Here is a 25799-nt window from a genome sequence, read left to right as displayed (position 1 = left end):
AACCGAGGGCGTCAAATAGTGGGCGCCCACGACTGAAGGAACACACATGCTTATCGCTCAGCGTCCTTCGCTGACCGAAGAGGTCGTCGACGAGTACCGCTCGCGGTTCGTGATCGAGCCGCTGGAGCCGGGCTTCGGCTACACCCTCGGCAACTCCCTGCGCCGCACCCTCCTGTCCTCGATCCCGGGCGCCGCTGTCACCAGCATCCGGATCGACGGCGTTCTGCACGAGTTCACCACCGTGCCGGGCGTCAAGGAGGACGTGACCGACCTCATCCTCAACATCAAGCAGCTGGTCGTCTCCTCGGAGCACGACGAGCCGGTCGTGATGTACCTGCGCAAGCAGGGCCCGGGTCTGGTCACCGCCGCCGACATCGCGCCCCCGGCCGGTGTCGAGGTGCACAACCCGGACCTGGTCCTCGCCACGCTCAACGGCAAGGGCAAGCTGGAGATGGAGCTGACCGTCGAGCGCGGTCGCGGCTACGTGTCCGCCGTCCAGAACAAGCAGGTGGGCCAGGAGATCGGCCGTATCCCGGTCGACTCCATCTACTCGCCGGTTCTCAAGGTCACCTACAAGGTCGAGGCGACCCGTGTCGAGCAGCGCACCGACTTCGACAAGCTGATCGTCGACGTCGAGACCAAGCAGGCCATGCGCCCGCGCGACGCCATGGCGTCCGCCGGTAAGACCCTGGTCGAGCTGTTCGGTCTGGCGCGCGAGCTCAACATCGACGCCGAGGGCATCGACATGGGCCCGTCCCCCACGGACGCCGCCCTTGCCGCCGACCTGGCGCTGCCGATCGAGGAGCTCGAGCTCACCGTTCGTTCGTACAACTGCCTCAAGCGCGAGGGCATCCACTCCGTGGGTGAGCTCGTGGCGCGTTCCGAGGCCGACCTGCTCGACATCCGCAACTTCGGTGCGAAGTCGATCGACGAGGTCAAGGCGAAGCTGGCCGGCATGGGCCTCGCGCTGAAGGACTCGCCTCCCGGCTTCGACCCGACGGCTGCCGCCGACGCCTTCGGCGCCGACGACGACGCGGACGCCGGGTTCGTCGAGACCGAGCAGTACTAAGAGCTCGGGCCTCACGGTCCGTACTCGGGTGCGGTGCGCTGTGCTTGATCGCGCAGCTCTCCGCGCCCCTTCCGGAAGCACCCCTTCGGGGGTGCTCCCGGATCTCCGACAGGCGACCGCCTTGCTCGGATACTGACCCCGGTACCTGATACGGCCAGGGCAGACACCTAGGAGAATGCAATGCCCCGTCCCGCAAAGGGCGCCCGCCTCGGCGGCTCCGCCGCGCACGAGAAGCTGCTCCTCGCCAACCTGGCGAAGTCGCTCTTCGAGCACGGCCGCATCACCACGACCGAGGCCAAGGCCCGCCGCCTGCGTCCGGTCGCCGAGCGCCTGATCACCAAGGCGAAGAAGGGCGACATCCACAACCGTCGCCTGGTGCTGCAGACGATCACCGACAAGGGCATCGTCCACACCCTCTTCACCGAGATCGCGCCGCGTTACTCGGAGCGTCCGGGTGGTTACACCCGTATCACCAAGATCGGCAACCGCCGTGGTGACAACGCGCCGATGGCCGTGATCGAGCTGGTCGAGGGCGAGATCGCCAAGAAGGCGACCGTCGCCGAGGCCGAGGCCGCCGCGAAGCGCGCCGTCAAGGAGGCCGACGAGGCCGCCAAGACCGCCGAGGTCGAGGACGCCGCTCCGGCGGAGGAGTCCAAGGACGCCTAAGCGTTCCGACGACTGACGGACGGGTCCGTTCCCTTCGGGGGACGGGCCCGTTCCGCTTTTCTGTCGGTCTGAGAGGATCTGTTACGTGAGTGATGAGGTGGAGCCCGGCCGGGTCCGGGTACGGCTTGACCTGTCGTACGACGGCAAGGACTTCTCCGGCTGGGCCAAGCAGCCCAGCGGCCGGCGGACGGTCCAGGGCGAGATCGAGAGCGCGCTGCGCACGGTGACGCGGTCGGACCAGACGTACGACCTGACGGTCGCCGGGCGTACCGACGCGGGGGTGCACGCGCGCGGGCAGGTGGCGCATGTCGATCTGCCCGAGGACGTATGGGCCGAGCACCGCGAGAAGCTGCTGCGGCGCCTCGCCGGGCGGCTGCCCCACGATGTCCGGATCTGGAAGGTCGCGGAGGCCCCGAGCGGTTTCAACGCGCGCTTCTCCGCGATCTGGCGGCGGTACGCGTACCGGGTGACCGACAACCCCGGCGGTGTCGACCCGCTGCTGCGCGGCCATGTGCTGTGGCACGACTGGGAGTTGGACGTCGAGGCGATGAACGCCGCCTCCACCGCGCTGCTCGGCGAGCACGACTTCGCCGCGTACTGCAAGAAGCGCGAGGGTGCCACCACCATCCGTACGCTCCAGCAGCTCTCCTGGGTGCGGGGCGAGGACGGCATCGTCACCGCGACCGTCCGCGCCGACGCCTTCTGCCACAACATGGTGCGCTCGCTGGTGGGCGCGCTGCTGTACGTCGGCGACGGGCACCGGGGCGTGGAGTGGCCGGGCAAGGTGCTGGCCGCCGCCGTGCGGGACTCGTCCGTGCACGTGGTGAAGCCGCACGGCCTCACCCTGGAGGAAGTCGGCTACCCCGCCGACGAGTTGCTGGCCGCGCGCAGCCGCGAGGCCCGCAACATGCGCACCCTGCCGGGGCGCGAAGAGGGCCCCGGCTGCTGCTGACGGGTGGTCAGCGGGCGGGTGCCGCAGCCGCCGCCGACGCCTGTGCCTCGCCCCGGGCGACGATCTGACGGAACGTGAACTCGGACAGGTCGTCGCCCGGGGCGAACGCGTTCTTGTCACCCTTGGTGACGCTCTTGCCGTTGGTGTAGCCGGTGATGCTGAAGTAGGCGTACCGGCCGTACGAGTTGGAGAGGTTGCGGCAGACGGAGTGGCCGCCGTCGCAGAACCCGGGGACCCCGTCGCCCGCCAGCGGGGCGAGGCCGATGCCCGCCTCCTGCTTGGCCTTGTTGGCCTTCGCCTCGGTCTCGAAGGTGGCGACACCGATGGTGACGGCGACGCCGTCCTTCACGTACGTGGCCCGGATGACCTGCTCGCAGCCGTTGGACTCCAGAGCCGAACCGAGCGAACCGAGCGTCGCGGAGGAGCAGTTGGTGGTCCGGGCGGTCGGGCCCTTGGTGTACGTGCGGTCGCCCATCTTCAGCGTCTTGCCCGGGAAGAGCGTGTCGGCGCTGAGCGGCGCCTTGTCCTTCTTGGCGCTGGATATGAAGTCGTGCGGGTTGGGCGGGGGAGGCGGCGCCACCGACGAGAACGACGGCTGCGGCTGCGCGGTGTCGCTGGGCAGGGTCTGGGGCGAGGGCAGCTCGCTCGCGGACTTGCTGTCGTCCTTGGAGCTGCCCGTGGTCACGATCGCGGTGGCGACGATCGCCACGACGGCGGCCGTGGCCACCGCGCCGCCGCCGATCAGCAGCCACCGCTTGCGGCGGCTGCGCGCCGCGGCCTCGTCGGCGAGCGCAGCCCAGTCCGGTGTGCCGCCGTTGTCCCCCGGGCCCCACGAGGGTCCCCCTTGCCCAAAGCTCATGGCGCGCATCCTAATTCGGTTGTGGTCCGGAGTCCCCCGTGGGCGACAATCCGCCTATGGGACATGTAGAGGCCGCACACCTGGAGTACTACCTGCCGGACGGGCGGGTGCTGCTCGGCGACGCTTCGTTCCGGGTGGGGGAGGGCGCGGTGGTGGCCCTGGTCGGGGCGAACGGCGCCGGCAAGACGACCCTGCTGCGGATGATCTGCGGTGAGCTCCAGCCGCACGGCGGCAGCGTCACCGTGGGCGGCGGGCTCGGGGTGATGCCGCAGTTCGTCGGTTCGGTGCGGGACGAGCGCACCGTACGTGACCTGCTGGTCTCGGTGTCGCAGCCGAGGATCCGGGCGGCGGCGGCCGAGGTGGACCGGGCCGAGCACCTGATCATGACGGTCGACGACGAGGCCGCGCAGATGACGTACGCGCAGGCGCTGTCCGACTGGGCGGAGGCGCGCGGCTACGAGGCCGAGACGGTCTGGGACATGTGCACCATGGCCGCGCTGGGCGTGCCGTACGACAAGGCGCAGTTCCGCCAGGTGCGCACGCTCTCCGGCGGCGAGCAGAAGCGGCTCGTCCTGGAAGCGCTGCTGCGCGGCCCGGACGAGGTGCTGCTCCTGGACGAGCCGGACAACTATCTGGACGTGCCGGGCAAGCGCTGGCTGGAGGAGAAGCTGAAGGAGACCCGTAAGACGGTCCTCTTCGTCTCCCACGACCGGGAGCTGCTGTCGCGGGCGGCCGAGAAGATCGTGAGCCTGGAGCCGAGCCCGGCCGGTACGGACGTGTGGGTGCACGGTGGCGGCTTCGCCACGTACCACGACGCCCGCAAGGAGCGCTTCGCGCGCTTCGAGGAGCTGAAGCGGCGCTGGGACGAGGAGCACGCGCGGCTGAAGGCGCTGGTGCTGCGGCTGCGCAACCAGGCGGCGATCAGCCCGGACATGGCCTCGCGGTACCGGGCGATGCAGACGCGGTTCAAGAAGTTCGAGGAGGCCGGGCCGCCGCCCGAGCCGCCGCGCGAGCAGGAGATCACCATGCGGCTGCGCGGTGGTCGTACCGGCGTACGTGCTGTGACCTGCGAGAACCTTGAGCTGACCGGGCTGATGAAGCCGTTCTCGCTGGAGATCTACTACGGCGAGCGGGTCGCGGTCCTCGGCTCGAACGGCTCGGGCAAGTCGCACTTCCTGCGGCTGCTGGCGGGCGATCCTTCGGTCGCGCACACGGGTACGTGGAAGCTGGGCGCGCGCGTGCTGCCCGGGCACTTCGCCCAGACCCATGCGCACCCCGAGCTCCTCGGCCGCACGCTCGTCGACATCCTGTGGACGGAGCACGCCAAGGACCGGGGCGGGGCGATGTCGGTGCTGCGGCGGTACGAGCTGGAGCGGCAGGGCGACCAGCCCTTCGAGAAGCTCTCCGGCGGCCAGCAGGCCCGCTTCCAGATCCTCCTCCTGGAGCTCGCGGGCACGACCGCGCTGCTCCTGGACGAGCCGACGGACAACCTCGACCTGGAGTCGGCGGAGGCCCTCCAGGACGGCCTGGAGTCCTACGACGGCACGGTCCTCGCCGTCACCCACGACCGCTGGTTCTCGAAGACGTTCGACCGCTATCTGGTCTTCGGCTCGGACGGTGTCGTACGGGAGACCAGCGAGCCGGTGTGGGACGAGCGCCGGGTGGAGCGCGCCCGCTAGGGCGTTTGTGCAGGCCAGGGCTTGATCCGGTCGAATCCGGCCGGGTCGGGCCCTTGGCGGTTTTGACCCGCTCGGGGCACCCGGGTATTCTTCTGGTTTGTTATGCGTATTGGCTTGGTCGTTCTCACGCGAAGGGCCCTTACGTAGGTTCTCTGGAGCAGTTACCAGTGGCTCGCATACGGGCAGCGTCCCCGGCATTGTGAGCCCCAGCTGCATGATCGCTTCAGGGTGCAATGTGTCTGGACCCCATCCACCACTGAGAAGCGAAGGCTACGACCGTGCGTACGTACAGCCCCAAGCCCGGCGACATCACTCGCCAGTGGCACGTCATTGATGCCCGGGACGTCGTCCTGGGTCGTCTGGCGACCACCGCCGCCAACCTCCTCCGGGGCAAGCACAAGCCTGTGTATGCGCCCCACATGGACATGGGTGACTTCGTCGTCATCATCAACGCCGACAAGGTTCACCTGTCCGGCAACAAGCGCGAGCAGAAGATGGCCTACCGCCACTCCGGCTACCCGGGCGGTCTGCGCTCCGTGCGCTACGACGACCTCCTGGCGAACAACCCGGAGAAGGCCGTCGAGAAGGCCATCCGCGGCATGATCCCCAAGAACTCCCTGGGCCGTCAGATGCTCTCGAAGCTGAAGGTCTACTCGGGCGACCAGCACCCCCACGCTGCCCAGCAGCCGGTGCCGTTCGAGATCACCCAGGTCGCGCAGTAGTTCCGGCCACCCCCTAAACAGAAAAGAATCTGAGGAGCATCGTGGCCGAGACCACTGTCGAGACCCCCGTCGACACCGAGGGCGAAGAGACCTACGCGGAGGTCACCACCTTCGAGTCCGAGGTCCCCGTCGAGGGCGAGTACACCACCGAGTCGATGGCTTCCCGCTTCGGTGACCCGCAGCCGGCCGCCGGCCTGGGTCGTCGCAAGAACGCCATCGCCCGCGTCCGGATCGTCCCGGGCACCGGCAAGTGGAAGATCAACGGGCGTACGCTCGAGGACTACTTCCCGAACAAGGTCCACCAGCAGGAAGTCAACGAGCCCTTCAAGGTGCTCGAGCTCGACAACCGCTACGACGTCATCGCCCGCATCTCGGGTGGCGGCGTCTCCGGCCAGGCCGGCGCCCTGCGCCTCGGTGTGGCCCGTGCGCTGAACGAGGCGGACGTCGAGAACAACCGCCCGGCGCTGAAGAAGGCCGGCTTCCTCTCCCGCGACGACCGTGCGGTCGAGCGCAAGAAGGCCGGTCTCAAGAAGGCCCGCAAGGCCCCGCAGTACAGCAAGCGCTAAATCGCGCCTGCCGCCTGTACGGCTCTCGTCCGCCCCGGCAGCACTCTTGGTGCTGCCGGGGCGGCGTTGTTTTTACACCCATGGTGGGCGTCCGGGTGCGGCGCCTGGTGGATCGCAATGGAGGACAGCAGTGGGACGACTCTTCGGCACGGACGGTGTACGCGGCGTGGCCAACGCGGATCTGACGGCGGAGCTCGCGCTCGGCCTGTCGGTCGCGGCGGCGCACGTGCTCGGCGAGGCGGGTACGTTCGCGGGCCATCGGCCCACCGCGGTGGTCGGTCGTGACCCCCGCGCGTCCGGCGAGTTCCTGGAGGCCGCGGTCGTCGCGGGTCTGGCGAGCGCGGGCGTCGACGTGCTGCGCGTCGGTGTGCTGCCGACCCCGGCCGTGGCGTATCTCACCGGGGTCCTCGGCGCGGATCTCGGCGTGATGCTCTCCGCCAGCCACAACGCCATGCCGGACAACGGTGTCAAGTTCTTCGCGCGCGGCGGCCACAAGCTCGCCGACGAGCTGGAGGACCGCATCGAGCGCGTCTACGAGCAGCACCGCACGGGCGAGCCGTGGGAGCGGCCGACCGGCGCCGGTGTGGGCCGCGTCCGTACGTACGAGGAGGGCTTCGACAAGTACGTCGCCCACCTCATCGGTGTGCTGCCCAACCGTCTCGACGGGCTGAAGGTCGTCCTCGACGAGGCGCACGGCGCCGCCGCGTACGTCTCGCCCGAGGCGTTCACGCGGGCCGGGGCCGAGATCGTCACGATCGGTGCCGAGCCGGACGGGCTCAACATCAACGACGGCTGCGGCTCGACCCACCTGGACCTGCTGAAGGCCGCCGTCGTCGAGCACGGCGCCGACCTCGGCATCGCGCACGACGGGGACGCGGACCGCTGCCTGGCCGTGGACGCGCAGGGCAACGAGGTCGACGGCGACCAGATCCTCGCCGTCCTGTCCCTCGCCATGCGCGAGGCGGGCACCCTGCGGGGCAACACGGTCGTCGCCACGGTGATGTCCAACCTCGGCTTCAAGATCGCGATGGAGCGCGAGGGCGTCTCCGTCGTCCAGACGGGCGTCGGCGACCGCTACGTCCTGGAGTCGATGAAGGAGCACGGCTACGCGCTCGGCGGCGAGCAGTCCGGCCACGTGATCATCCTCGACCACGCCACCACCGGCGACGGCACGCTCACCGGTCTGATGCTGGCCGCGCGCCTCGCCGCGACCGGCCGCACGCTGGCCGACCTGGCCGGCGTCATGGAGCGTCTGCCGCAGGTCCTGGTCAACGTCCCGGACGTCGACAAGTCCCGCGTCTCCACCTCCGCCGAGCTGACCTCCGCGGTCACCGAGGCCGAGCGCGAGCTGGGCTCCACCGGCCGCGTGCTGCTGCGCCCCTCGGGCACCGAGCCGCTGGTGCGCGTGATGGTCGAGGCCGCCGACATCGACCAGGCCCGGTCGGTGGCCGGTCGCCTGGCGGACGTCGTGAAGTCCGCGCTGGGCTAGGCCTCTTGCGTACTTCGTACGCTCAACGAGCGGGCCCGCCGGGGGAGTTCCCCGGCGGGCCCGCTCGTTTTTTTGGCCGGCCAGTCAGAGCTTGCGCAGGGACAGCTTCTGGACCTTGTGGTCGGGACCCTTGCGGACGACAAGGGTGGCGCGGCCGCGGGTGGGCGCCACGTTCTCCACCAGGTTCGGCCGGTTGACGGTCCGCCAGGTGGTGCGGGCGTAGTCGAGGGCTTCTTCCTCGGAGACCTGGGTGTACTTGCGGAAGTACGAGAACGGGTTCTGGAAGGCCGTCTCGCGCAGCTTGCGGAAACGGTTCAGGTACCAGGTCTCGATGTCCTCGGGGCGCGCGTCCACGTACACGCTGAAGTCGAAGTAGTCGGCGAGGCCGACCCGGGTGCGGCCGTCGGTGCCGGGCAGGGCGGGCTGCAGGACGTTCAGGCCCTCGACGATGAGGATGTCCGGGCGGCGCACGGTGAGCAGCTCGCCGGGCACGATGTCGTAGATGAGGTGCGAGTAGACGGGGGCGGTGACCTCGTCCTTGCCCGCCTTGATGTCGGCGACGAACCGGGTGAGCGCCCGGCGGTCGTACGACTCGGGGAAGCCCTTGCGCGACATCAGGCCGCGTCTTTGCAGCTCGGCCATCGGGTACAGGAAGCCGTCGGTGGTGACCCGCTCCACGCGCGGGTGCTCGGGCCAGCGGGCCAGCATCGCCTGGAGCAGGCGCGCGACCGTGGACTTGCCGACGGCCACCGATCCGGCCACGCCTATGACGAACGGGGTGCCGCGCTGGGCGCCGTGGCCGTTGCCCGCGTCGCCCAGGAACGTGTTGAGGGAGCCGCGCAACTGGGCGGTGGCCTGCACGTACAGGTTGAGCAGCTGGGACAGCGGCAGATAGATGTCCCGCACCTCGTCCAGGTCGATGACGTCGCCGAGCCCGCGCAGCCGCTCCACCTCCTCGGCGGTCAGCGGCAGCGGCGTCTTGTCACGCAGCGCGCTCCACTCGCTGCGGGTCAGGTCTACGTACGGTGTCGAGTCCGCCCGGCGGTGGGCGCTTCGTGGCGGCGAAGTGATCACATGGCCATTGTCGGGGGTGGCGGCCGGAAGTGGGGGGTGGGGTGGGTCACGTGCGAACCCCGCGTGCGGGCAGGCCGGTGGGTCGCGTGCCGACCCGCCTGCGGGCATGCCGCGCGAGTGCCGCCCATGGAGCGCCCGTACGGTCGTAGGCTGCCGCCATGTGCGGAATCGTCGGGTACGTGGGAGCGCAGTCAGCGCTCGATGTTGTCATCGCCGGTCTGAAGCGCCTCGAATACCGGGGCTACGACTCGGCGGGGGTCGCGGTCCTCGCCGACGGGGGCCTGGCCGCCGCCAAGAAGGCGGGCAAGCTCGTCAATCTGGAGAAGGCGCTGGTCGACGGCCCGCTGCCGAGCGGGACCACGGGCATCGGGCACACCCGGTGGGCCACCCACGGCGGCCCCACCGACGCCAACGCCCACCCGCACCTGGACAACGCGGGCCGGGTCGCGGTCGTCCACAACGGGATCATCGAGAACTTCGCGGCGCTGCGGGCCGAGCTGGAGGAGCGCGGCCACACGCTGGCCTCCGAGACGGACACCGAGGTCGTGGCGCATCTGCTGGCCGAGGCGTACTCGTCGACCGAGGACCTGGCCGAGGCGATGCGGCAGGTGTGCCGGCGGCTCGACGGCGCGTTCACGCTGGTCGCGGTGCACGCGGACGAGCCGGACGTGGTGGTCGGGGCGCGGCGGAACTCCCCGCTGGTGGTGGGCGTTGGAGAGGGTGAGTCCTTCCTCGCCTCGGACGTGGCCGCGTTCATCGCCCACACGCGGTCCGCGATCGAGCTGGGTCAGGACCAGGTCGTGGAGCTGCGGCGGGACGGTGTGTCGGTCACCGACTTCGACGGGGCTCCCGCGAAGGTGCGGTCGTACCACGTGGACTGGGACGCGTCGGCCGCCGAAAAGGGGGGCTATGACTACTTCATGCTCAAGGAGATCGCCGAGCAGCCCAAGGCCGTGGCCGATACGCTGCTCGGCCGCATCGACGCGGCGGGGTCGCTGACGCTCGACGAGGTGCGCATCCCGGCGGCGGTGCTGCGCGAGGTCGACAAGGTCGTGATCGTGGCGTGCGGTACGGCGTACCACGCGGGCATGATCGCGAAGCTGGCGATCGAGCACTGGACACGGATCCCCTGCGAGACGGAGCTCGCCAGCGAGTTCCGCTACCGGGACCCGATCCTCGACCAGCGCACCCTGGTGATCGCGATCTCGCAGTCCGGCGAGACCATGGACACCCTGATGGCGCTGCGGCATGCGCGCGAGCAGGGCGCGAAGGTGCTGGCGATCTGCAACACCAACGGCTCGACGATCCCTCGCGAGTCGGACGCGGTCCTGTACACGCACGCGGGCCCCGAGGTCGCCGTCGCGTCCACGAAGGCGTTCCTGACCCAGCTGGTCGCCTGCTACCTGGTGGCCCTGTACCTGGGCCAGGTGCGCGGCACGAAGTGGGGCGACGAGATCCAGGCGGTCATCCGCGACCTGGCGTCGATCGCGCAGGACGTCGACCGGGTCCTGGAGACGATGGAGCCGGTACGGGAGCTGGCGCGCTCGCTGTCGGACAAGAACACGGTGCTGTTCCTGGGCCGCCATGTGGGCTACCCGGTGGCGCTGGAGGGCGCGCTGAAGCTCAAGGAACTGGCGTATATGCACGCGGAGGGGTTCGCGGCGGGGGAGCTGAAACACGGCCCGATCGCACTGATCGAGCCCGATCTGCCCGTGGTGGTCGTGGTCCCGTCCCCGAGGGGTCGGTCTGTTCTGCACGACAAAATCGTCTCCAACATCCAGGAGATCAGGGCGCGGGGGGCGCGGACGATCGTGATCGCGGAGGTCGGGGACGAGGCGGTGGTGCCGTACGCGGACCATCTGGTCCGCATCCCGGCCACGCCGACGCTCCTCCAGCCGCTCGTCGCCACGGTCCCGCTCCAGGTCTTCGCCTGCGAGCTGGCCACGGCGCGGGGCAACGAGGTCGACCAGCCGCGCAACCTCGCGAAGTCGGTGACCGTCGAGTGATCATCGGGGTCGGGATCGACGTGGCCGAGGTGCAGCGCTTCGGCGAGTCCCTGGAGCGCACACCTGCTCTGCTCCAACGGCTGTTCGTGGAGCAGGAGTTGCTGCTGCCGAGCGGGGAGCGCCGGGGCACGGCGTCCCTGGCGGTCCGCTTCGCCGCGAAGGAGGCGCTGGCGAAGGCCCTGGGCGCGCCGGCGGGCCTGCACTGGACCGACGCGGAGGTGTACGTGGAGGAGAGCGGCCAGCCACGCCTTCGGGTACGGGGGACTGTGGCCGCGCGGGCGGAGGCGCTGGGGGTGCGGGGGTGGCATGTGTCGCTCAGCCATGACGCGGGGGTGGCGTCGGCGGTGGTGATCGCGGAGGGGTGAGGCGGTTCTCCCGGGGGCGAAGCCCCGAGGGATGACTCCCGGGGTTGTCGGGGTGGCAGGCGGGCGCGGGATTCGGAAGGGTGGACCCATGCGTATCGCTTATCGCGTGGAGACCGTCCGGGCCGCCGAGCGGGAGCTGATGGCCCGCCTCCCCGAGGGCGCGCTCATGCAGCGCGCCGCCGCCGGACTGGCCGCAGCCTGCGCCGGCATCCTCGGCCGGGTGTACGGCGCCAGAGTCGTCGTCCTGGCGGGCAGCGGGGACAACGGCGGCGACGCGCTGTACGCCGGCGCCCGCCTGGCCCGACGCGGCGCGGGCGTCAGCGCCGTACTGCTCGCGCCGGACAGGGCACACCCCGGCGGCCTCACCGCGCTGCTGAGGGCCGGCGGCCGCGTCGCCGACGACCCGTACGACGTACTCGCCGCCGCCGACCTCGTCCTCGACGGCATCACCGGCATCGGCGGCCACGGCGGCCTGCGCCCCGACGCGGTCCCCGTGGCCCGCGCGGCCCGCGGCTCCAACGCGCTCGTCGTCGCCGTCGACCTCCCCAGCGGTGTCGACGCGGACACCGGCGAGGTGGCCGGGGAGGCGCTGCACGCCGACGCGACGGTCACGTTCGGGACGTACAAACCCGGCCTGCTCATCGACCCCGCGCACGCGTACACCGGTGCCGTACGGCTCGTGGACATCGGTCTCGACGACTTCCTGCCGTCCGTGCCGGACTGCGAGGCGCTCCAACACGCGGACGTGGCGCAGCTGTTGCCGGTGCCGGCGGGCGAGAGCGACAAGTACCGGCGGGGGGTGGTCGGGATCGTCGCCGGGTCCGCGCGCTATCCGGGCGCGGCGGTGCTCGCGGTGGCGGGCGCGCTGAGCGGTGGCGCGGGGGCCGTGCGGTACGTGGGGCACGCCGCCGACGGGGTCGTGGCCCGGTTCCCGGAGACGCTGGTCTCGGACGGGCCGCCGGCCAAGGCGGGGCGGGTCCAGGCGTGGGTGGTCGGCCCGGGCCTCGGGGACGCGCCCGGGGTCGCCGACGTCCTCGCCTCCGATGTGCCGGTGCTCGTCGACGCGGACGGGTTGCGTGGTCTGGACGCCGATGCCGTACGGGCCCGGACCGCGCCCACCCTGCTCACCCCGCATGCCGGGGAGGCGGCGGCGCTGCTCGGGGTGAGCCGGGGGGAGGTGGAGGCGTCACGGTTGCGGTCGGTGCGGGAGCTGGCTTCTCGGTACGGGGCGACGGTGCTGCTGAAGGGGTCGAGCACTCTTGTCGCCGACCCGGGCGATCGGTTGCCTGTCCGGGTCAACTCCACGGGTACGCCGTGGTTGGCGACGGCCGGGAGTGGTGACGTGCTGTCCGGTCTGGCTGGGTCGTTGCTGGCTGCGGGGCTTTCTGCGCGGGATGCGGGGTCTGTGGGGGCGTACCTCCACGGTCTGGCGGCCCGGCGTGCGGCGTCGGCCGCCCCCCTGACGGCCTCGGCCGTCGCGGCGTCGCTGCCGTCGGCGTGGCGCGACGTGTACGAGTGATGCGCCCCGCCGGGGCGTTTCACCCCCGGAGGGTTTAGGCGAAGGGGCGGGGTGGGGCGAGAGACCCGGCCGGATGACGGCGCGCGCCCCGCCCCGCGCGGCGTCCGCGACACGCCCGGCCCCGACGGTTCGCTGGGCCCATGAGCGAACGACGCATCCCGCCACGCCTCACCCTCAACCGACGCAAACGCGTCCTCGGCGGCCTCGCCCTCGCCGCCACCCTCGCCCTGGGCACCGCAGCCCCGGCCGACTCCTACCCCGTCCCCCCGCACCCGGGCCCCGCCCCCGCGCCCCCCGCCCCCGGCACCCACGGACCCGGCGCCCCCGCCCCCGGCGAAGCCGCCCCTCTCGGCCTCGAATCCCTCGTCCCCGGCGAGCCCCGCGCCCCCGGCGACATCCCGTATCTCATGGACACGCCCGACCAGGTGCTGCCGCCTCTCGTCTACGAGCCCGGCCCCGCCGAGGACGCCGTCGAGCCCGTCGCGCCGACGAGCGCCGGGCGGCTCGTCGAGTACGTGCCCGGTAACGAAGTCGGCGCCGTCGCGTGCAGCAAGCAGACCGGGCCCTACCAGCGGCAGGTCGAGCGGTGGCTCAAGCTGCCCGTCGACGGGAAGCAGTCCGTCGCCGACTGCGCCGCGGTCCGCCGGTTCCAGACCGAGCGCGGGATCCGGCCCAGCAACGGCTTCGCCGGACCCGTCACCTGGGGCACCATCCGGCTGCTCGCCGCCAGGGACCGCCCGAACGCCGCCGGCCACTGCCCCGTACGCAAAAGCCGCATCGCCTGCGTCGATCTGGATCGGCAGCTCATGTGGGTGCAGAAGGGGAAGACCGTCGACTTCGGGCCCGTCCCCATCCGGTCCGGCCGCCCCGGCTACGCCACCCGGACCGGCACCTACCCCGTCTACTGGCGGCACAAGAACCACTGGTCGACGATCTACCACGCCCCCATGCCGTACGCCCAGTTCTTCAGCGGCGGGCAGGCGTTCCACGGGATCTACGACAACGTCTACTCCACCGTCGGCTCGCGCGGGTGCGTCAATCTGACCTACTCGGACGCCCGGCGGCTGTGGGGCGTGTTGCGCAAGGGTGACGCGGTGCACATCTGGGGGCACCGGCCCGGTTCCTGAGGCCGGGTGTGAGCTCTGAGAGACTTGGCGCGATGACCGCGATGACTCAGACAGTGCACACCCGGGCCCGCGCCGAGATCGATCTGGCCGCGCTGCGCGCCAACGTCCGTGCGCTGCGTGCCCGTACCCCGGGCGCGCAGCTCATGGCCGTCGTGAAGGCGGACGCGTACGGGCACGGCGCGCTGCCGTGTGCCCGGGCCGCGGTCGAGGCGGGCGCCGCCTGGGTCGGCACCGCCACTCCGCAGGAGGCCCTGGCGCTGCGCGCGGCCGGGATCGGCGGCCGGATGCTGTGCTGGCTGTGGACGCCCGGCGGGCCGTGGCGCGAGGCGATCGAGGCGGACATCGATGTGTCCGTGAGCGGGATGTGGGCGCTGCGGGAGGTCACCGAGGCCGCCCGTGCCGCCGGACGCGTCGCCCGTATCCAGCTCAAGGCCGACACCGGGCTCGGCCGCAACGGCTGCCAGCCCGCCGACTGGCCCGAGCTCGTCCAGGCCGCGCTGGCCACCCCCGAGGTCCGCGTCACCGGCCTGTGGTCGCACTTCGCTTGCGCCGACGAGCCCGGCCACCCCTCCATCGCCGCCCAGCTCACGGTCTTCCGCGAGCTCCTGGCGTACGCGGAGAAGGAGGGCGTCGACCCCGAGGTGCGCCACATCGCCAACTCGCCGGCCACGCTCACCATCCCCGAGTCGCACTTCGACCTCGTACGGACCGGCATCGCGATGTACGGCGTCAGCCCCGCGCCCGAGCTCGGCACCCCGGCCGACTTCGGGCTGCGTCCGGTGATGACGCTGGCCGCGTCGGTGGCGCTGGCCAAGCAGGTCCCGGCGGGTCACGGCGTCAGTTACGGGCATCACTACGTCACCAGGGCCGAGACCAACCTCGCGCTGGTTCCGCTCGGGTACGCGGACGGCATTCCCCGGCACGCCTCCGGGCGCGGGCCGGTCCTGGTCGGCGGGAAGGTGCGCACGGTCGCGGGCCGGGTCGCCATGGACCAGTTCGTGGTCGACCTCGACGGGGACACCGTCGAGCCGGGCGCGGACGCGGTCCTGTTCGGGCCCGGCGACCGGGGCGAGCCGAGCGCCGAGGACTGGGCGCGGGCGGCGGACACCATCGCGTACGAGATCGTCACGCGGATCGGTTCGCGCGTTCCGCGCGTCTATCTGAACGAGAATCCGAACGACGGTTCCGACAGCTGAGCGAATGAACGTACGGGCCCGGTAAGCGAACGTACGACTGTCCGATCACTAGAACCACGGGAGCGGCACGGTGAGCGAGACCAGCGCGGGGGACGTGGTGCAGGCGGCCACGGGCGGCTGGCGCCGGGCGGGCCTGGCCGGCGCCGCGATAGGCGTGGTGGCGGCGGGCGCGGCGGCCGGGGTCGCGGTGGAGCGGCTCACCGTCGGGCGCGGCATGCGCAAGAAGGCCCGGCTCGCGCTTGACGCGACCGGCCCGTACGGCGCCCTGCGCGGGATGCCGGGGCGCGCGTACTCCGACGACGGCACCGAGCTCTACTACGAGAGCGACGAGGTCGAGCCGGCCGGCAACGGCGACGGACCGCGCCGGCGGCGGCTGTTCGGCCGCAAGGCGCCCGCGCCCGTCACCGTCGTCTTCTCGCACGGCTTCTGCCTCAGCCAGGACGCCTGGCACTTCCAGCGGGCCGCGCTGCGCGGGGTCGTGCGGACCGTCCACTGGGACCAGCGCAGCCACGGCCGCTCCGCGCGCGGCGAGGCGCAGGCCCAGGGCAAGCCCGTCACCATCGACCAGCTGGGCCGCGACCTCAAGGCGGTCCTGGACGCGGCGGCGCCCGAGGGGCCGCTGGTGCTCGTGGGGCACTCCATGGGCGGCATGACGGTCATGGCGCTCGCCGACCAGTACCCGGAGCTGATCCGCGACCGGGTCGTCGGCGTCGCCTTCGTGGGGACGTCCTCGGGCAAGCTCGGCGAGGTCAGCTACGGGCTGCCGGTGGCGGGCGTGAACGCGGTGCGCCGCATCCTGCCCGGCGTCCTGAAGGCGCTCGGCTCGCAGGCGGAGCTGGTGGAGCGGGGGCGGCGGGCCACGGCCGACCTGTTCGCGGGGACGATCAAGCGCTACTCGTTCTCCTCCAAGGACGTCGACCCGGCGATCGCACGGTTTGCCGAGCGAATGATCGAAGGAACACCGATCGACGTGGTCGCGGAGTTCTATCCGGCGTTCGACGACCACGACAAGGCGGCGGCGCTCCAGATCTTCGCCGAGGTGCCGGTCCTGGTCCTGGCCGGTGACCGCGATCTGGTGACGCCCAGCTCGCACAGCGAGTCCATCGCGGACCGGCTGCCCGACTCCGAGCTCGTCATCGTCCCGGACGGCGGGCACCTGGTGATGCTGGAGCACCCCGAGACGGTCACCGACCGCCTCGCGGACCTGCTGGCGCGGGTCGGGGCGGTGCCGGAGGCGACTAACGTTGGCACGTATGGAAGCACCGCACAGCCAGGCAGCTGAGGCCACGACCCGGCTCACTCTCCACTCCCCGGCCGAAATGCAGGAGTTGGGGCGCCGGATCGCCAAACTGCTGCGACCCGGCGACCTCGTCCTGCTCACCGGTGAACTCGGCGCGGGCAAGACGACGCTCGCGCGCGGCCTCGGCGAGGGCCTCGGGGTGCGGGGCGCGGTGACGTCCCCCACCTTCGTGATCGCCCGCGTCCACCCGTCCCTGACCGGCGGCCCGGCGCTCGTGCACGTCGACGCGTACCGGCTCGGCGGCGGTCTGGACGAGATGGAGGACCTCGACCTCGACGTCTCGCTGCCCGAGTCCGTGGTGGTCGTGGAGTGGGGCGACGGCAAGGTCGAGGAGCTGTCCGAGGACCGGCTGCACGTCGTGATCGACCGCGTGGTCGGCGAGACGGACGACGACCGCCGCGCGGTCACCGTGCGGGGTCTCGGCGCGCGCTGGTCGGGCGCCGGCGTCGAGGGGCTGTAGTCCCTGGAGAAGTCCGCTGCGGCGCGCGGGATGTGAGAGGGATACGTACGTTCCGACAAGCCGTCGGCAAAATGTTGCGCGGGTCCCGCCGGGCGTGGTCACATGGAGGCAGAGACCTGGTTAGGTCTACCTAACCACGCCTTCTCCAGGAGCCGGGAGGCCGCCATGACCGTGTCGGAGCCCAAGGCGCAGCCCAGGGGCGCGCAGGGTGTGTCGATGAGCGATCTGCTGGCGTCCTGCGCGGCCGCGAACGCGGTCTCCACTCCGCCGAAACCGGCCGAGCCGGAGCGGCCTTCGGCCGATGCCGCGGAGAAGGATGCACGCGGCGTGCGGCGGGATGCGGCGTAACCCTTTCGGGTGTGTCTTGAAGGTGGTCGTTTCGTCTGCGGGCCGGTGGGGGTTGCTCGCGCCCACGCGGCGGAGCCGCAAATGTCACAGCCCCGCGCCCCTGATCGGCTACGGCACCACGACGATCTTCGAGCCGATCGTCGCGAACGTCCACAGCGCGTTCCCGTCCTCGCGCTTCATGCGGATGCCGCCGGTGCGCTTGCTCGGGTCGGGGCTGGCGACCGCGCCGTTGACGGCGGCGCTGAAGCCGATCGTCACGGAGTCGACGGCGGTGAAGCGGACCACGTGCTCGATCTCCACGCCGTCCGAGCCGGTGACCTTGCTGGAGCGCGAGGTCACCGCGTACGTGCCGGGCTTCGGGTTGACCGTCGCGGGCATGACGTCGAAGTTCTTCGGCGGCTGGCCCTTCAGGGCCTTCGTGCCGACCAGCCAGACGCGCTTGGCGCTCAGCGAGTACACGGTGCGCGGGCCGACGCCGGTGTTCTCCGGGAGCGCCGTCACGGCCTTGCCGGGGGCCGAGCCCTTGGGCGGTACGGCGGGCGAGGCGTGCGGGGCCGGTGAGACGGTGGTGCCCGGGGCCGCGAGGTCCGCCTTCGAGGGGGCGCTCGCCGACGCCTGGTAGGCGAGGAAGCCGACCACGGCCAGCGCCGCCGCGGTGAGCCCGGCCACAAATCCCGAGCTGCTCCGTGCCACCTGGCTCCCCTTTCGTACGAACACACCTGCCGGTCATATATCTGCGGCTGACGGTAGCAGCCGGGGGCGGCCAGGGCGGGACGCCGTGCCCCCGGCGCCGTGGCCGTAGGCTGTTCGCGTGCTCTTGCTCGCCGTTGATACCGCCACCCCCGCCGTCACCGTCGCCCTGCACGACGGCACGGACGTCGTCGCCGAGACCAGTCAGGTGGACGCCCGCAGACACGGGGAGCTGCTGCTGCCCGCCGTCCACAAGGTGCTCGCCGGGGCCGGGCTGAAGCTCGACGCCGTCACGGACCTGGTCGTCGGGGTCGGCCCCGGCCCGTACACCGGACTGCGCGTCGGTCTGGTGACGGCCGCGACCTTCGGCTCGGTGCTCGGTGTGCCGGTCCACGGCCTGTGCACGCTCGACGGCCTCGCCTACGCCTCCGGGATCGAGGGGCCGTTCGTGGTCGCCACCGACGCCCGCCGCAAGGAGGTCTACTGGGCGCGCTACGACGACTTCCGCACCCGGGTGGGCGAGCCGTCCGTCGACCGGCCCGCCGACATCGCCGAGCAGGTCGCCGGGGTGCCGGTGGTCGGCGCGGGCGCGCTGCTCTACCCCGAGGTGTTCCCTGACGCGCGCGGCCCGGAGCACCAGTCGGCGGCGGCGCTCGCCTCGCTGGCGGCCGAGCGGCTGGCGGCGGGCGCCGAGTTCCTGGCGCCCACGCCGCTGTATCTGCGCCGCCCGGACGCGCAGGTGCCCAAGAACTACAAGGTGGTCACTCCCCAGTGAGCGGCGTCGCGCTCCGGGAGATGCGCTGGTGGGACATAGCGCCGGTGCTCGCCCTCGAACACGACCTCTTCCCCGAGGACGCCTGGTCGGCCGGGATGTTCTGGTCGGAGCTGGCGCACGCCCGGGGCCCGGGCGCGACCCGGCGCTATGTGGTCGCCGAGGACGAAGAGGGCCGTCTCGTCGGCTACGCGGGCCTCGCGGCGGCCGGCGGGCTCGGCGATGTGCAGACCATCGCCGCCGCCCGCGACCAGTGGGGGACCGGGCTCGGCGCCCGGCTCCTGACCGATCTGCTCAAGCACGCCACCGCCTTCGAGTGCGACGAGGTCCTGCTCGAAGTACGTGTGGACAACACCCGGGCCCAGAAGCTCTACGAGCGCTTCGGCTTCGAGCCCATCGGCTTCCGGCGCGGCTACTACCAGCCGGGCAACGTCGACGCGCTCGTGATGCGACTGATCGTCCAGGAACACGACCGAGAAACAGAAGAGACTGACTGATGGCTGCTGACGAACCGCTCGTACTCGGTATCGAGACCTCCTGCGACGAGACCGGCGTCGGCATCGTGCGCGGGACGACGCTGCTCGCCGACGCCGTCGCGTCCAGCGTGGACACCCACGCCCGGTTCGGCGGCGTGGTGCCGGAGATCGCCTCGCGCGCGCACCTGGAGGCGATGGTCCCCACCATCGAGCGCGCCCTGAAGACCGCCGGGATCTCCGCCAAGGACCTCGACGGCATCGCGGTGACGGCGGGTCCGGGCCTGGCGGGCGCGCTGCTCGTCGGCGTCTCGGCCGCCAAGGCGTACGCGTACGCGCTCAACAAGCCGCTGTACGGCGTCAACCACCTCGCCTCGCACATCTGCGTCGACCAGCTGGAGCACGGGCCGCTGCCCGAGCCGACGATGGCGCTGCTCGTCTCCGGTGGCCACTCCTCGCTGCTGCTCGCGCCCGACATCACCGCCGACGTGCGTCCCATGGGCGCGACCATCGACGACGCGGCGGGCGAGGCCTTCGACAAGATCGCCCGCGTCCTGGACCTCGGCTTCCCGGGCGGCCCGGTGATCGACCGGCTCGCCAGGGAGGGCGACCCGACCGCGATCGCGTTCCCGCGCGGTCTGACCGGCCCGCGCGACGCCGCGTACGACTTCTCCTTCTCCGGTCTGAAGACGGCCGTGGCCCGCTGGATCGAGGCCAAGCGCCGGGCGGGCGAGGACGTTCCCGTACGAGATGTGGCCGCGTCCTTCCAGGAGGCCGTCGTCGACGTGCTCACCCGCAAGGCCGTACGGGCCTGCAAGGACGAGGGCGTCGACCACCTGATGATCGGCGGCGGCGTGGCCGCCAACTCGCGGCTGCGCGCGCTCGCCCAGGAGCGGTGCGAGCGGGCGGGCATCCGGCTGAGGGTGCCCCGGCCCGGTCTGTGTACCGACAACGGGGCGATGGTGGCGGCGCTCGGCGCCGAGATGGTGGCCCGCAACCGGCCCGCCTCCGACCTGGAGCTGTCGGCGGACTCCTCGCTTCCGGTGACGGACCCGCATGTGCCCGGCCACTCGCACGACCACGATCACGACCATGTGCACGAGATCAGCAAGGAGAACCTGTACTCGTGACGGTCGCTCTGATGTGGGAGGCGCGGGCGGTCGAGGGCCGGGGCGCGGAGCTCCTTGACTGGGCCCGCGCCCAGTCGCTGCCGTCCGTGCCCGTGCGCCGGGAGGTCTTCGCGGCGCCCCAGGACCGCGTTCTGGTGATCACCTGGTGGGACGCGGCGTACGACGCCGAACTGCCCGAACTCCCCGAGCCCGACGGCGGGTTGGTGACCCGGGCGGTGCACCGCTGGCGGTTCGAGTCGCTCGAAGTGGAACCTCGGGCCTGAATTCTGCATCGATGGGTACGCAGGCATATACGAGTCGGCGGTTCGGACGGTTGGTTCACAGTGGGTAAGAAGAGCGCGGCAGCGGCGGCACTGGTCCTCAGCGGGGTGTTGCTGGCCACGGGCTGCTCGGCCGGTTCGTCGGGCGGCTCCGGGGACTCTCCGGCGAAGACGGGCGACAGCGCGGCGCCCGGGAAGCCCTCGGCGTCGGCCCCCGCCGACGACAACGGCGCCGCGAACGAGGCCGCGTACCGCAAGTGGGGCCTCAAGCCCTTCCCCGCGCCGCCCGCGCCCCCGGCCGACAAGCCCGTGAAGTTGAAGCCGGGCGAGGTCCCGGTGATCAGCGACATCCCCACGGACAAGAAGATCGTCTTCGTGACGTTCGACGACGGGGCCGAGAAGGACCCCAAGTTCGTCGAGATGATGCAGGACCTGAAGGTCCCCTTCACGATGTTCCTGACCGACGCGGCCATCAGCAACAACAAGGCGTACTTCAAGCCTCTCCAGGCGCTCGGCAACGCGATCGAGAACCACACCCTGACGCACCCCAACATGCGTACGGAGAGCGGTTCGAAGCAGCAGCACGAGATATGCGGCCAGCAGGAGAAGCTGACCAAGGAGTACGGCAAGGCCCCCCGGCTCTTCCGTCCGCCGTACGGCAACTGGAACGAGGCCACGCGCGCGGCGGTCAAGGAGTGCGGGCCCCAGGCGATCGTGCTGTGGCGCGAGTCGATGCAGATCCAGAACATGCAGTACCAGCGCGGCGACAAGAAGCTGCACCCCGGCGACATCATCCTCGCCCACTTCCGGGGCAAGAGTGAGCTCAAGGGCCACACGATGACGGAGATGACGGCGAACATGCTCCGCCACATCCAGGAGCAGGGGTTCACGGTGGCGCGGCTGGAGGACTACGTCTAGGACCAGGTCCGACGGGTCCGGCAGGGCCGCGAAACCGGGTGCGAAAAAATCTCCGGGAAAATCCTCGGGCCGTGTCGAATCCGGGTCCGGCCGTTCGACGTATGAGTGAGAAGGCGGAGTGAGAGGCGGGGAACAGCCCCGCTACCACCGCCCTCTCGCCACCCGAGGAGAACACCATGCCCCGCTACCTGTCGATGGTCCGTATCAACGAGGCCGAGACTCCCGCCGAGGGCCCCAGCGCCGAGCTGATGCAGCGGATGGGCGCCCTGATCGAGGAGATGACCAAGGCCGGGGTCCTGCTCGACACCGGTGGCCTCACCCCGAGCGCGCAGGGCACCCGGGTCACCTGGTCCGGCGGGAAGCTCTCGACGACCGACGGCCCGTTCACGGAGTCCAAGGAGGTCGTCGGCGGCTACGCGCTGATGCAGTGCAAGGACCGCGCCGAGGCCCTGGAGTGGGTCAAGCGCTTCCTGACGATCCACGAGGACCACTGGACGGTGACGTCCGAGCTCCGCGAGATCTTCGAGGGCTGAGCCCGAGAACTGCTTGCGGTGCCGATTGCCGCCGATTGCCGCCGGGCGGCGCCGGTGCTCTCATGACTGCCTGTGAGTACCGAACAGGACGCCGTCCAGGCCATCGAGACCGTCTTCCGGATCGAGTCCGCGCGCGTCATCGCCGCCGTCGCCCGGGTCGTACGGGATGTCGGCATCGCCGAGGAACTGGCGCAGGACGCGCTGGTCGCCGCGCTGGAGCGGTGGCCCGAGACCGGCGTCCCGGACAATCCGGGTGCCTGGCTCACGGCCACCGCCAGGCACCGGGCCGTCGACCTGGTGCGCCGCCGCGAGACGTACGCGCGCAAGCTCGCCGAGATCGGCCGCGACCTCGACGAGGCCGCCTGGGACCCGGACATCGAGGACGTCGGCGACGGTGACGGCATCGACGACGACCTGCTCCGGCTGATCTTCACCGCCTGCCACCCCGTGCTCTCCACCGAGGCCCGCATCGCCCTGACGCTGCGGCTGCTCGGCGGGCTGACGACGGACGAGATCGCGCGCGCGTTCCTGGCCCAGGAGGCGACCGTCGCCCAGCGCATCTCGCGCGCCAAGCGGACCCTCGCCAAGGCGCAGGTTCCCTTCGAGGTGCCGTACGGGCCGGAGCGCGCGGCACGTCTGGGATCCGTCCTGGAGGTCATCTACCTCGTCTTCAACGAGGGGTACGCGGCGACCGCCGGGGATGACCTGGTGCGGCCCGCCCTGTGCGAGGACGCGCTGCGGCTGGCCCGGGTCCTTTCGGCGCTGATGCCGAAGGAGCCCGAAGTGCACGCGCTGGCGGCCCTGTTGGAGATCCAGGCGTCGCGCACCGCCGCCCGTACGGACGCCTCGGGGGCGCCGGTGCTGCTCGCCGACCAGAACCGTTCGCGCTGGAACCGGCTGCTGATCCGGCGCGGCTTCGCGGCGCTGACCCGCGCGGGCGAACTCGGCGGCCCGCCCGGCCCGTACGCGCTCCAGGCCGCCATCGCCGCCTGCCACGCGCAGGCCCCGGCGTACGAGGACACCGACTGGGCGGCGATCGCCGCGCTGTACCGGCGGCTCGCGGCCATCGCCCCGTCGCCGGTGGTGGAGCTGAACCGGGCGGTCGCCGTCTCCATGGCCGAGGGGCCCGAGGCGGCCCTGGCGATCGTCGACGCGCTGGCCGCCGACCCGGCCCTGCGCGCCTACCATCTGCTGCCCAGCGTCCGGGGCGACCTGCTGGAACGGCTCGGCCGCGCTACGGAGGCCCGTGCGGAGTTCGCCCGGGCGGCGGAGCTGACGCGCAACGAGCGGGAGCGGGAGCTGTTGCGGGGGCGGGCTCAGGGAGGGCGATGAGTTTCCCGGGCGGGCCCAGTCTACCTTTCACAGCCGCCGGCATCCGCCGGACGGCCCGGCCGATCGGGAGGCAGCACCCATGTCCGCACAGAAGATCCAGACGTTCCTCTGGTTCGACGACCAGGCCGAGGAGGCCGCGAAGTACTACGTCTCCGTCTTCGGCGGCGACTCGCGGATCGTCGACAGCACGCGGTACACGGACGCGGCGCCCGGCAAGACCGGCTCCGTCATGACGATCACCTTCGAGCTCGCGGGCCAGCGGTACACCGCCCTCAACGGCGGCCCGCAGAACTGGAGCTTCAACGAGTCCATCTCGCTCGCCGTGACCTGCGAGGACCAGGACGAGGTCGACGAGCTGTGGGCCAAGCTCACCGCCGACGGCGGCGAGGAGGGCCCGTGCGGCTGGCTCAAGGACAAGTACGGCCTGTCCTGGCAGATCGTCCCGCGCCAGATGCAGGAGATCCTGAGCGGCGGCGACCCGGCGGGCGTGGACCGCGCGGTGAAGGCCATGATGGCGATGGGGAAGCTGGACGTGGCGGGGCTGCGGGAGGCGTACGAGGGGAAGTGAACGGGGGCTGGCGGCCGGGCCCTTACGGGGGCGGCCCGGCCACGCACCCCGGCGCCGTCACCGCTTGTGCAGCAGCTCCACCACGCTCGCGATGTCCTCGTCCCCGTGCCCGTCCGCCGCACGCCGCCGCATCAGGTCGAAGAGCGGGGCGAGGAGGTCGGCGCCGATGCCCTGGGCGCGGCCGAGGTCGCCGAGCGCGTCGTGCGCCACGACCTGCATGGCGAGGTTGGACCCCGTCGTCGCGTACTCGCCCTTGGCCGCCTGCGCGGCCATCGCGGGCAGACCGCCCGACATGGCCTGCAGCCACGGGACGAGCAGCGCCGTCGCGAACTCCTCGACGTCCCCGCCCGCCGAGCGCACCAGCGCCACCGACTGGAGGAAACCGGCGAACATCCCGTACATGCCGGTCAGCAGCGCCAGATCGTGCAGCGGTGCCTGGCCCGCGTCGTCGCCGAGGTAGACCGCGCGGCCGAAGACCTTCAGCGTCTCGCGGTGCCCCTCGAAGGCGATCGTCGAGCCGCTGTACAGCACCATGGACTCGGGTCGGCCGATCATCGCGGGGACGGCCATGATGCCGCCGTCGAGGTAGTCGGCGCCCAGCGCCCGCACCTTGTCGGCCAGTTCACGGGCCTGTGCCGGGGATCCGTTGGTGAGGTTGACGACGACCCGGCCGCGCAGCGCGGCGCCGTCCGTGTCGACCAGCGCGTGCACATCGGCGTATCCGAGAAGGCAGAAGACGACCACATCGCTCGCCTCGGCGGCCGCCGCGACGGTGGCGGCCCGTCGGGCGCCGCGCTCCACGAGCGGGTCCGCCTTCGCGGGCGTGCGGTTCCAGACCGTGGTGTCGTGCCCCGCCGTGAGCAGGGCCTGCGCCAGGGCGCTCCCCATGGCCCCCAGGCCGACGACCGATACCGAACTCATCGCGAACTCTCCTTTTCCGGGCGCGTTGTTGATCTGTTTCGAGTCTCGGTGGGGTCGCGGGTCCCGACAAGTACCCACTAATAAGTGCGTACTTACCCATTGGTGCGTGCGGGACGGGGCTCAGCGGGGCCTGAGACCGCCGGTAATCTCGTGCTCATGTCACCGCGCACGCCCCTCCCACCCCCGCCGCCACCTGCGGAGATCCGTGCCTGGCCGGACCGTGACGCGCTCCTGGCCGACCGGGCGGGCGTCCTGAACGATCTGCTCGGCCGCCTCCTCGGCCCCGGGCGGATCGCGGCGCACTGGGGCTGGGCGGTGCTGCTGGCGACGGGCTGGGCGTTCACGGGGACGGCGGTGATCGCGTTCACGGAGGCGCTGGACGCGCTGTCGCTGCTGTTCGGTTTCGTCTGCCTGGTGATCGGGGTGGCCACCCTCGTGCCGACGTCGATCGCGATAGCGGCGGGGGTGCGCAAGGACGCGCGGATCCGGGAACTGTTCGCGCAGTGGGCCGAGTTGGACCGTAACCCGGCGGACGCCGCGCTGCGCGCGGGCGGCCCGGTCCTCGGCTGGCTGCTGCCGGGCGGCCTGATGTGCGCGCTGGGGCTGTACGTGTGCGTGGCGGTCCCGGCGAGCGCCCGGCCCGGCGCCGACACCTACGGGATGGTGGTCCTCGGGATGGGCCTGGGTCTGGTGTGCTGGCTCATGGGTCTGATCGCGGTGACGAAGGCCCTGAAGCACCGCCGCTGGGCCCTTCGGTTCCTGGCGCCGGCGCACCTATCCTGAACGCGCGTACGGAACGTACGGA

The 25799-nt window shown here is 71.6% G+C and carries 28 protein-coding genes; 24 read left to right on the top strand and 4 right to left on the bottom strand.

The genetic code is table 11. From position 1 onward, the window contains the following. Positions 1-46: 46 nt before the first annotated feature. The 3 genes from ACT1U9_RS12215 to truA all read left to right on the top strand — a co-directional run bounded on the left by ACT1U9_RS12215 (position 47) and on the right by truA (position 2687). Positions 47-1069 carry a DNA-directed RNA polymerase subunit alpha gene (locus ACT1U9_RS12215; protein ID WP_003956430.1) on the top strand — a complete coding sequence of 341 codons (1023 nt, stop codon included), beginning with the start codon at positions 47-49 and terminating at the stop codon, positions 1067-1069. Positions 1070-1249: 180 nt separating this feature from the next. Further along, a complete protein-coding gene (gene rplQ / locus ACT1U9_RS12210) occupies positions 1250-1735 on the top strand; it encodes a 50S ribosomal protein L17 (RefSeq protein ID WP_188276375.1) in 486 nt (161 codons plus the stop codon). A gap of 85 nt (positions 1736-1820) precedes the next feature. Beyond that, the gene (truA, locus tag ACT1U9_RS12205; RefSeq protein WP_444538360.1) at positions 1821-2687 is read left to right on the top strand and encodes a tRNA pseudouridine(38-40) synthase TruA; all 867 of its coding nucleotides are present in this window, start codon (positions 1821-1823) and stop codon (positions 2685-2687) included. A 7-nt stretch (positions 2688-2694) separates the two neighbouring features. On the opposite strand, the gene ACT1U9_RS12200 is transcribed toward truA, so the two are convergent. Further along, positions 2695-3546, bottom strand: a complete 852-nt coding sequence (locus ACT1U9_RS12200; RefSeq protein WP_444538359.1) for a hypothetical protein — start codon at positions 3544-3546, stop codon at positions 2695-2697. 56 nt (positions 3547-3602) lie between these two features. Between ACT1U9_RS12200 and ACT1U9_RS12195 the strand changes: the two genes are divergently transcribed. From ACT1U9_RS12195 to glmM, 4 genes are all read left to right on the top strand, one after another. After that, on the top strand, positions 3603-5225 hold the full coding sequence (locus ACT1U9_RS12195; RefSeq protein ID WP_444538358.1) for an ABC-F family ATP-binding cassette domain-containing protein: 1623 nt from the start codon (positions 3603-3605) through the stop codon (positions 5223-5225). Between the two features lie 278 nt (positions 5226-5503). Further along, positions 5504-5947: a 50S ribosomal protein L13 gene (gene rplM, locus ACT1U9_RS12190; RefSeq protein ID WP_444538357.1), complete on the top strand. Its 444-nt coding sequence runs from the start codon at positions 5504-5506 to the stop codon at positions 5945-5947. Between the two features lie 41 nt (positions 5948-5988). Continuing rightward, positions 5989-6513 carry a 30S ribosomal protein S9 gene (gene rpsI, locus ACT1U9_RS12185; RefSeq protein WP_188276370.1) on the top strand — a complete coding sequence of 175 codons (525 nt, stop codon included), beginning with the start codon at positions 5989-5991 and terminating at the stop codon, positions 6511-6513. 130 nt (positions 6514-6643) lie between these two features. Beyond that, positions 6644-8002, top strand: a complete 1359-nt coding sequence (glmM, locus tag ACT1U9_RS12180) for a phosphoglucosamine mutase (protein WP_444538356.1) — start codon at positions 6644-6646, stop codon at positions 8000-8002. 84 nt (positions 8003-8086) lie between these two features. Here glmM and coaA read toward each other — a convergent pair whose 3' ends face one another. Continuing rightward, positions 8087-9076: a type I pantothenate kinase gene (gene coaA, locus ACT1U9_RS12175; RefSeq protein WP_444538355.1), complete on the bottom strand. Its 990-nt coding sequence runs from the start codon at positions 9074-9076 to the stop codon at positions 8087-8089. Positions 9077-9234: 158 nt separating this feature from the next. Between coaA and glmS the strand changes: the two genes are divergently transcribed. From glmS to ACT1U9_RS12135, 8 genes are all read left to right on the top strand, one after another. Next, positions 9235-11082: a glutamine--fructose-6-phosphate transaminase (isomerizing) gene (gene glmS, locus ACT1U9_RS12170; protein WP_444538354.1), complete on the top strand. Its 1848-nt coding sequence runs from the start codon at positions 9235-9237 to the stop codon at positions 11080-11082. Then, positions 11079-11447, top strand: coding sequence for a holo-ACP synthase (locus ACT1U9_RS12165; RefSeq protein ID WP_188276366.1), 369 nt, complete (start codon positions 11079-11081; stop codon positions 11445-11447). The genes glmS and ACT1U9_RS12165 overlap by 4 nt, the downstream gene beginning before the upstream one ends. Before the next feature lie 88 nt (positions 11448-11535). After that, entirely contained in the window at positions 11536-12966 is a 1431-nt protein-coding gene (locus ACT1U9_RS12160; protein ID WP_444538353.1) for an NAD(P)H-hydrate dehydratase, read from the top strand. Positions 12967-13106: 140 nt separating this feature from the next. Beyond that, a complete protein-coding gene (locus ACT1U9_RS12155; protein ID WP_444538352.1) occupies positions 13107-14093 on the top strand; it encodes a L,D-transpeptidase family protein in 987 nt (328 codons plus the stop codon). A 41-nt stretch (positions 14094-14134) separates the two neighbouring features. Next, positions 14135-15289, top strand: a complete 1155-nt coding sequence (gene alr / locus ACT1U9_RS12150) for an alanine racemase (RefSeq protein WP_444539082.1) — start codon at positions 14135-14137, stop codon at positions 15287-15289. A 70-nt stretch (positions 15290-15359) separates the two neighbouring features. Continuing rightward, a complete protein-coding gene (locus tag ACT1U9_RS12145) occupies positions 15360-16571 on the top strand; it encodes an alpha/beta fold hydrolase (RefSeq protein WP_444538351.1) in 1212 nt (403 codons plus the stop codon). After that, the gene (gene tsaE, locus ACT1U9_RS12140; protein WP_444538350.1) at positions 16543-17049 is read left to right on the top strand and encodes a tRNA (adenosine(37)-N6)-threonylcarbamoyltransferase complex ATPase subunit type 1 TsaE; all 507 of its coding nucleotides are present in this window, start codon (positions 16543-16545) and stop codon (positions 17047-17049) included. Before ACT1U9_RS12145 ends, tsaE begins: the two co-directional genes overlap by 29 nt. A gap of 165 nt (positions 17050-17214) precedes the next feature. Then, positions 17215-17397, top strand: coding sequence for a hypothetical protein (locus tag ACT1U9_RS12135; RefSeq protein ID WP_444538349.1), 183 nt, complete (start codon positions 17215-17217; stop codon positions 17395-17397). Between the two features lie 108 nt (positions 17398-17505). Here ACT1U9_RS12135 and ACT1U9_RS12130 read toward each other — a convergent pair whose 3' ends face one another. Then, positions 17506-18090, bottom strand: coding sequence for a hypothetical protein (locus ACT1U9_RS12130; protein WP_444538348.1), 585 nt, complete (start codon positions 18088-18090; stop codon positions 17506-17508). A 118-nt stretch (positions 18091-18208) separates the two neighbouring features. On the opposite strand from ACT1U9_RS12130, the gene tsaB reads away from it, so the two are divergent. The 8 genes from tsaB (at position 18209) to ACT1U9_RS12090 (ending at position 24073) form a co-directional block, all read left to right on the top strand. Then, on the top strand, positions 18209-18862 hold the full coding sequence (gene tsaB, locus ACT1U9_RS12125; protein ID WP_444538347.1) for a tRNA (adenosine(37)-N6)-threonylcarbamoyltransferase complex dimerization subunit type 1 TsaB: 654 nt from the start codon (positions 18209-18211) through the stop codon (positions 18860-18862). A 20-nt stretch (positions 18863-18882) separates the two neighbouring features. After that, the gene (gene rimI, locus ACT1U9_RS12120) at positions 18883-19356 is read left to right on the top strand and encodes a ribosomal protein S18-alanine N-acetyltransferase (protein WP_444539081.1); all 474 of its coding nucleotides are present in this window, start codon (positions 18883-18885) and stop codon (positions 19354-19356) included. Beyond that, on the top strand, positions 19356-20462 hold the full coding sequence (gene tsaD, locus ACT1U9_RS12115; protein ID WP_444538346.1) for a tRNA (adenosine(37)-N6)-threonylcarbamoyltransferase complex transferase subunit TsaD: 1107 nt from the start codon (positions 19356-19358) through the stop codon (positions 20460-20462). The genes rimI and tsaD overlap by 1 nt, the downstream gene beginning before the upstream one ends. After that, on the top strand, positions 20459-20725 hold the full coding sequence (locus tag ACT1U9_RS12110) for a hypothetical protein (protein WP_444538345.1): 267 nt from the start codon (positions 20459-20461) through the stop codon (positions 20723-20725). Before tsaD ends, ACT1U9_RS12110 begins: the two co-directional genes overlap by 4 nt. Before the next feature lie 60 nt (positions 20726-20785). Continuing rightward, the gene (locus ACT1U9_RS12105) at positions 20786-21640 is read left to right on the top strand and encodes a polysaccharide deacetylase family protein (protein WP_444538344.1); all 855 of its coding nucleotides are present in this window, start codon (positions 20786-20788) and stop codon (positions 21638-21640) included. Positions 21641-21816: 176 nt separating this feature from the next. Then, the gene (locus ACT1U9_RS12100; RefSeq protein ID WP_444538343.1) at positions 21817-22173 is read left to right on the top strand and encodes a YciI family protein; all 357 of its coding nucleotides are present in this window, start codon (positions 21817-21819) and stop codon (positions 22171-22173) included. Positions 22174-22245: 72 nt separating this feature from the next. Beyond that, on the top strand, positions 22246-23505 hold the full coding sequence (locus ACT1U9_RS12095) for an RNA polymerase sigma factor (RefSeq protein WP_444538342.1): 1260 nt from the start codon (positions 22246-22248) through the stop codon (positions 23503-23505). A gap of 79 nt (positions 23506-23584) precedes the next feature. Next, a complete protein-coding gene (locus ACT1U9_RS12090) occupies positions 23585-24073 on the top strand; it encodes a VOC family protein (protein WP_444538341.1) in 489 nt (162 codons plus the stop codon). Between the two features lie 57 nt (positions 24074-24130). On the opposite strand, the gene ACT1U9_RS12085 is transcribed toward ACT1U9_RS12090, so the two are convergent. Next, positions 24131-24994, bottom strand: coding sequence for an NAD(P)-dependent oxidoreductase (locus tag ACT1U9_RS12085; protein ID WP_444538340.1), 864 nt, complete (start codon positions 24992-24994; stop codon positions 24131-24133). A 156-nt stretch (positions 24995-25150) separates the two neighbouring features. Here ACT1U9_RS12085 and ACT1U9_RS12080 point away from each other — a divergent pair, with 156 nt between their 5' ends. Continuing rightward, positions 25151-25777, top strand: a complete 627-nt coding sequence (locus ACT1U9_RS12080; RefSeq protein ID WP_444538339.1) for a hypothetical protein — start codon at positions 25151-25153, stop codon at positions 25775-25777. The last annotated feature ends 22 nt before the right edge of the window (positions 25778-25799 follow it).

Source organism: Streptomyces sp. BR1 (assembly GCF_052373795.1).
GTDB lineage: Bacteria > Actinomycetota > Actinomycetes > Streptomycetales > Streptomycetaceae > Streptomyces.
Note: the sequence above shows the minus strand (reverse complement) of the source record. Positions and strands in the feature narration are given on the sequence as shown.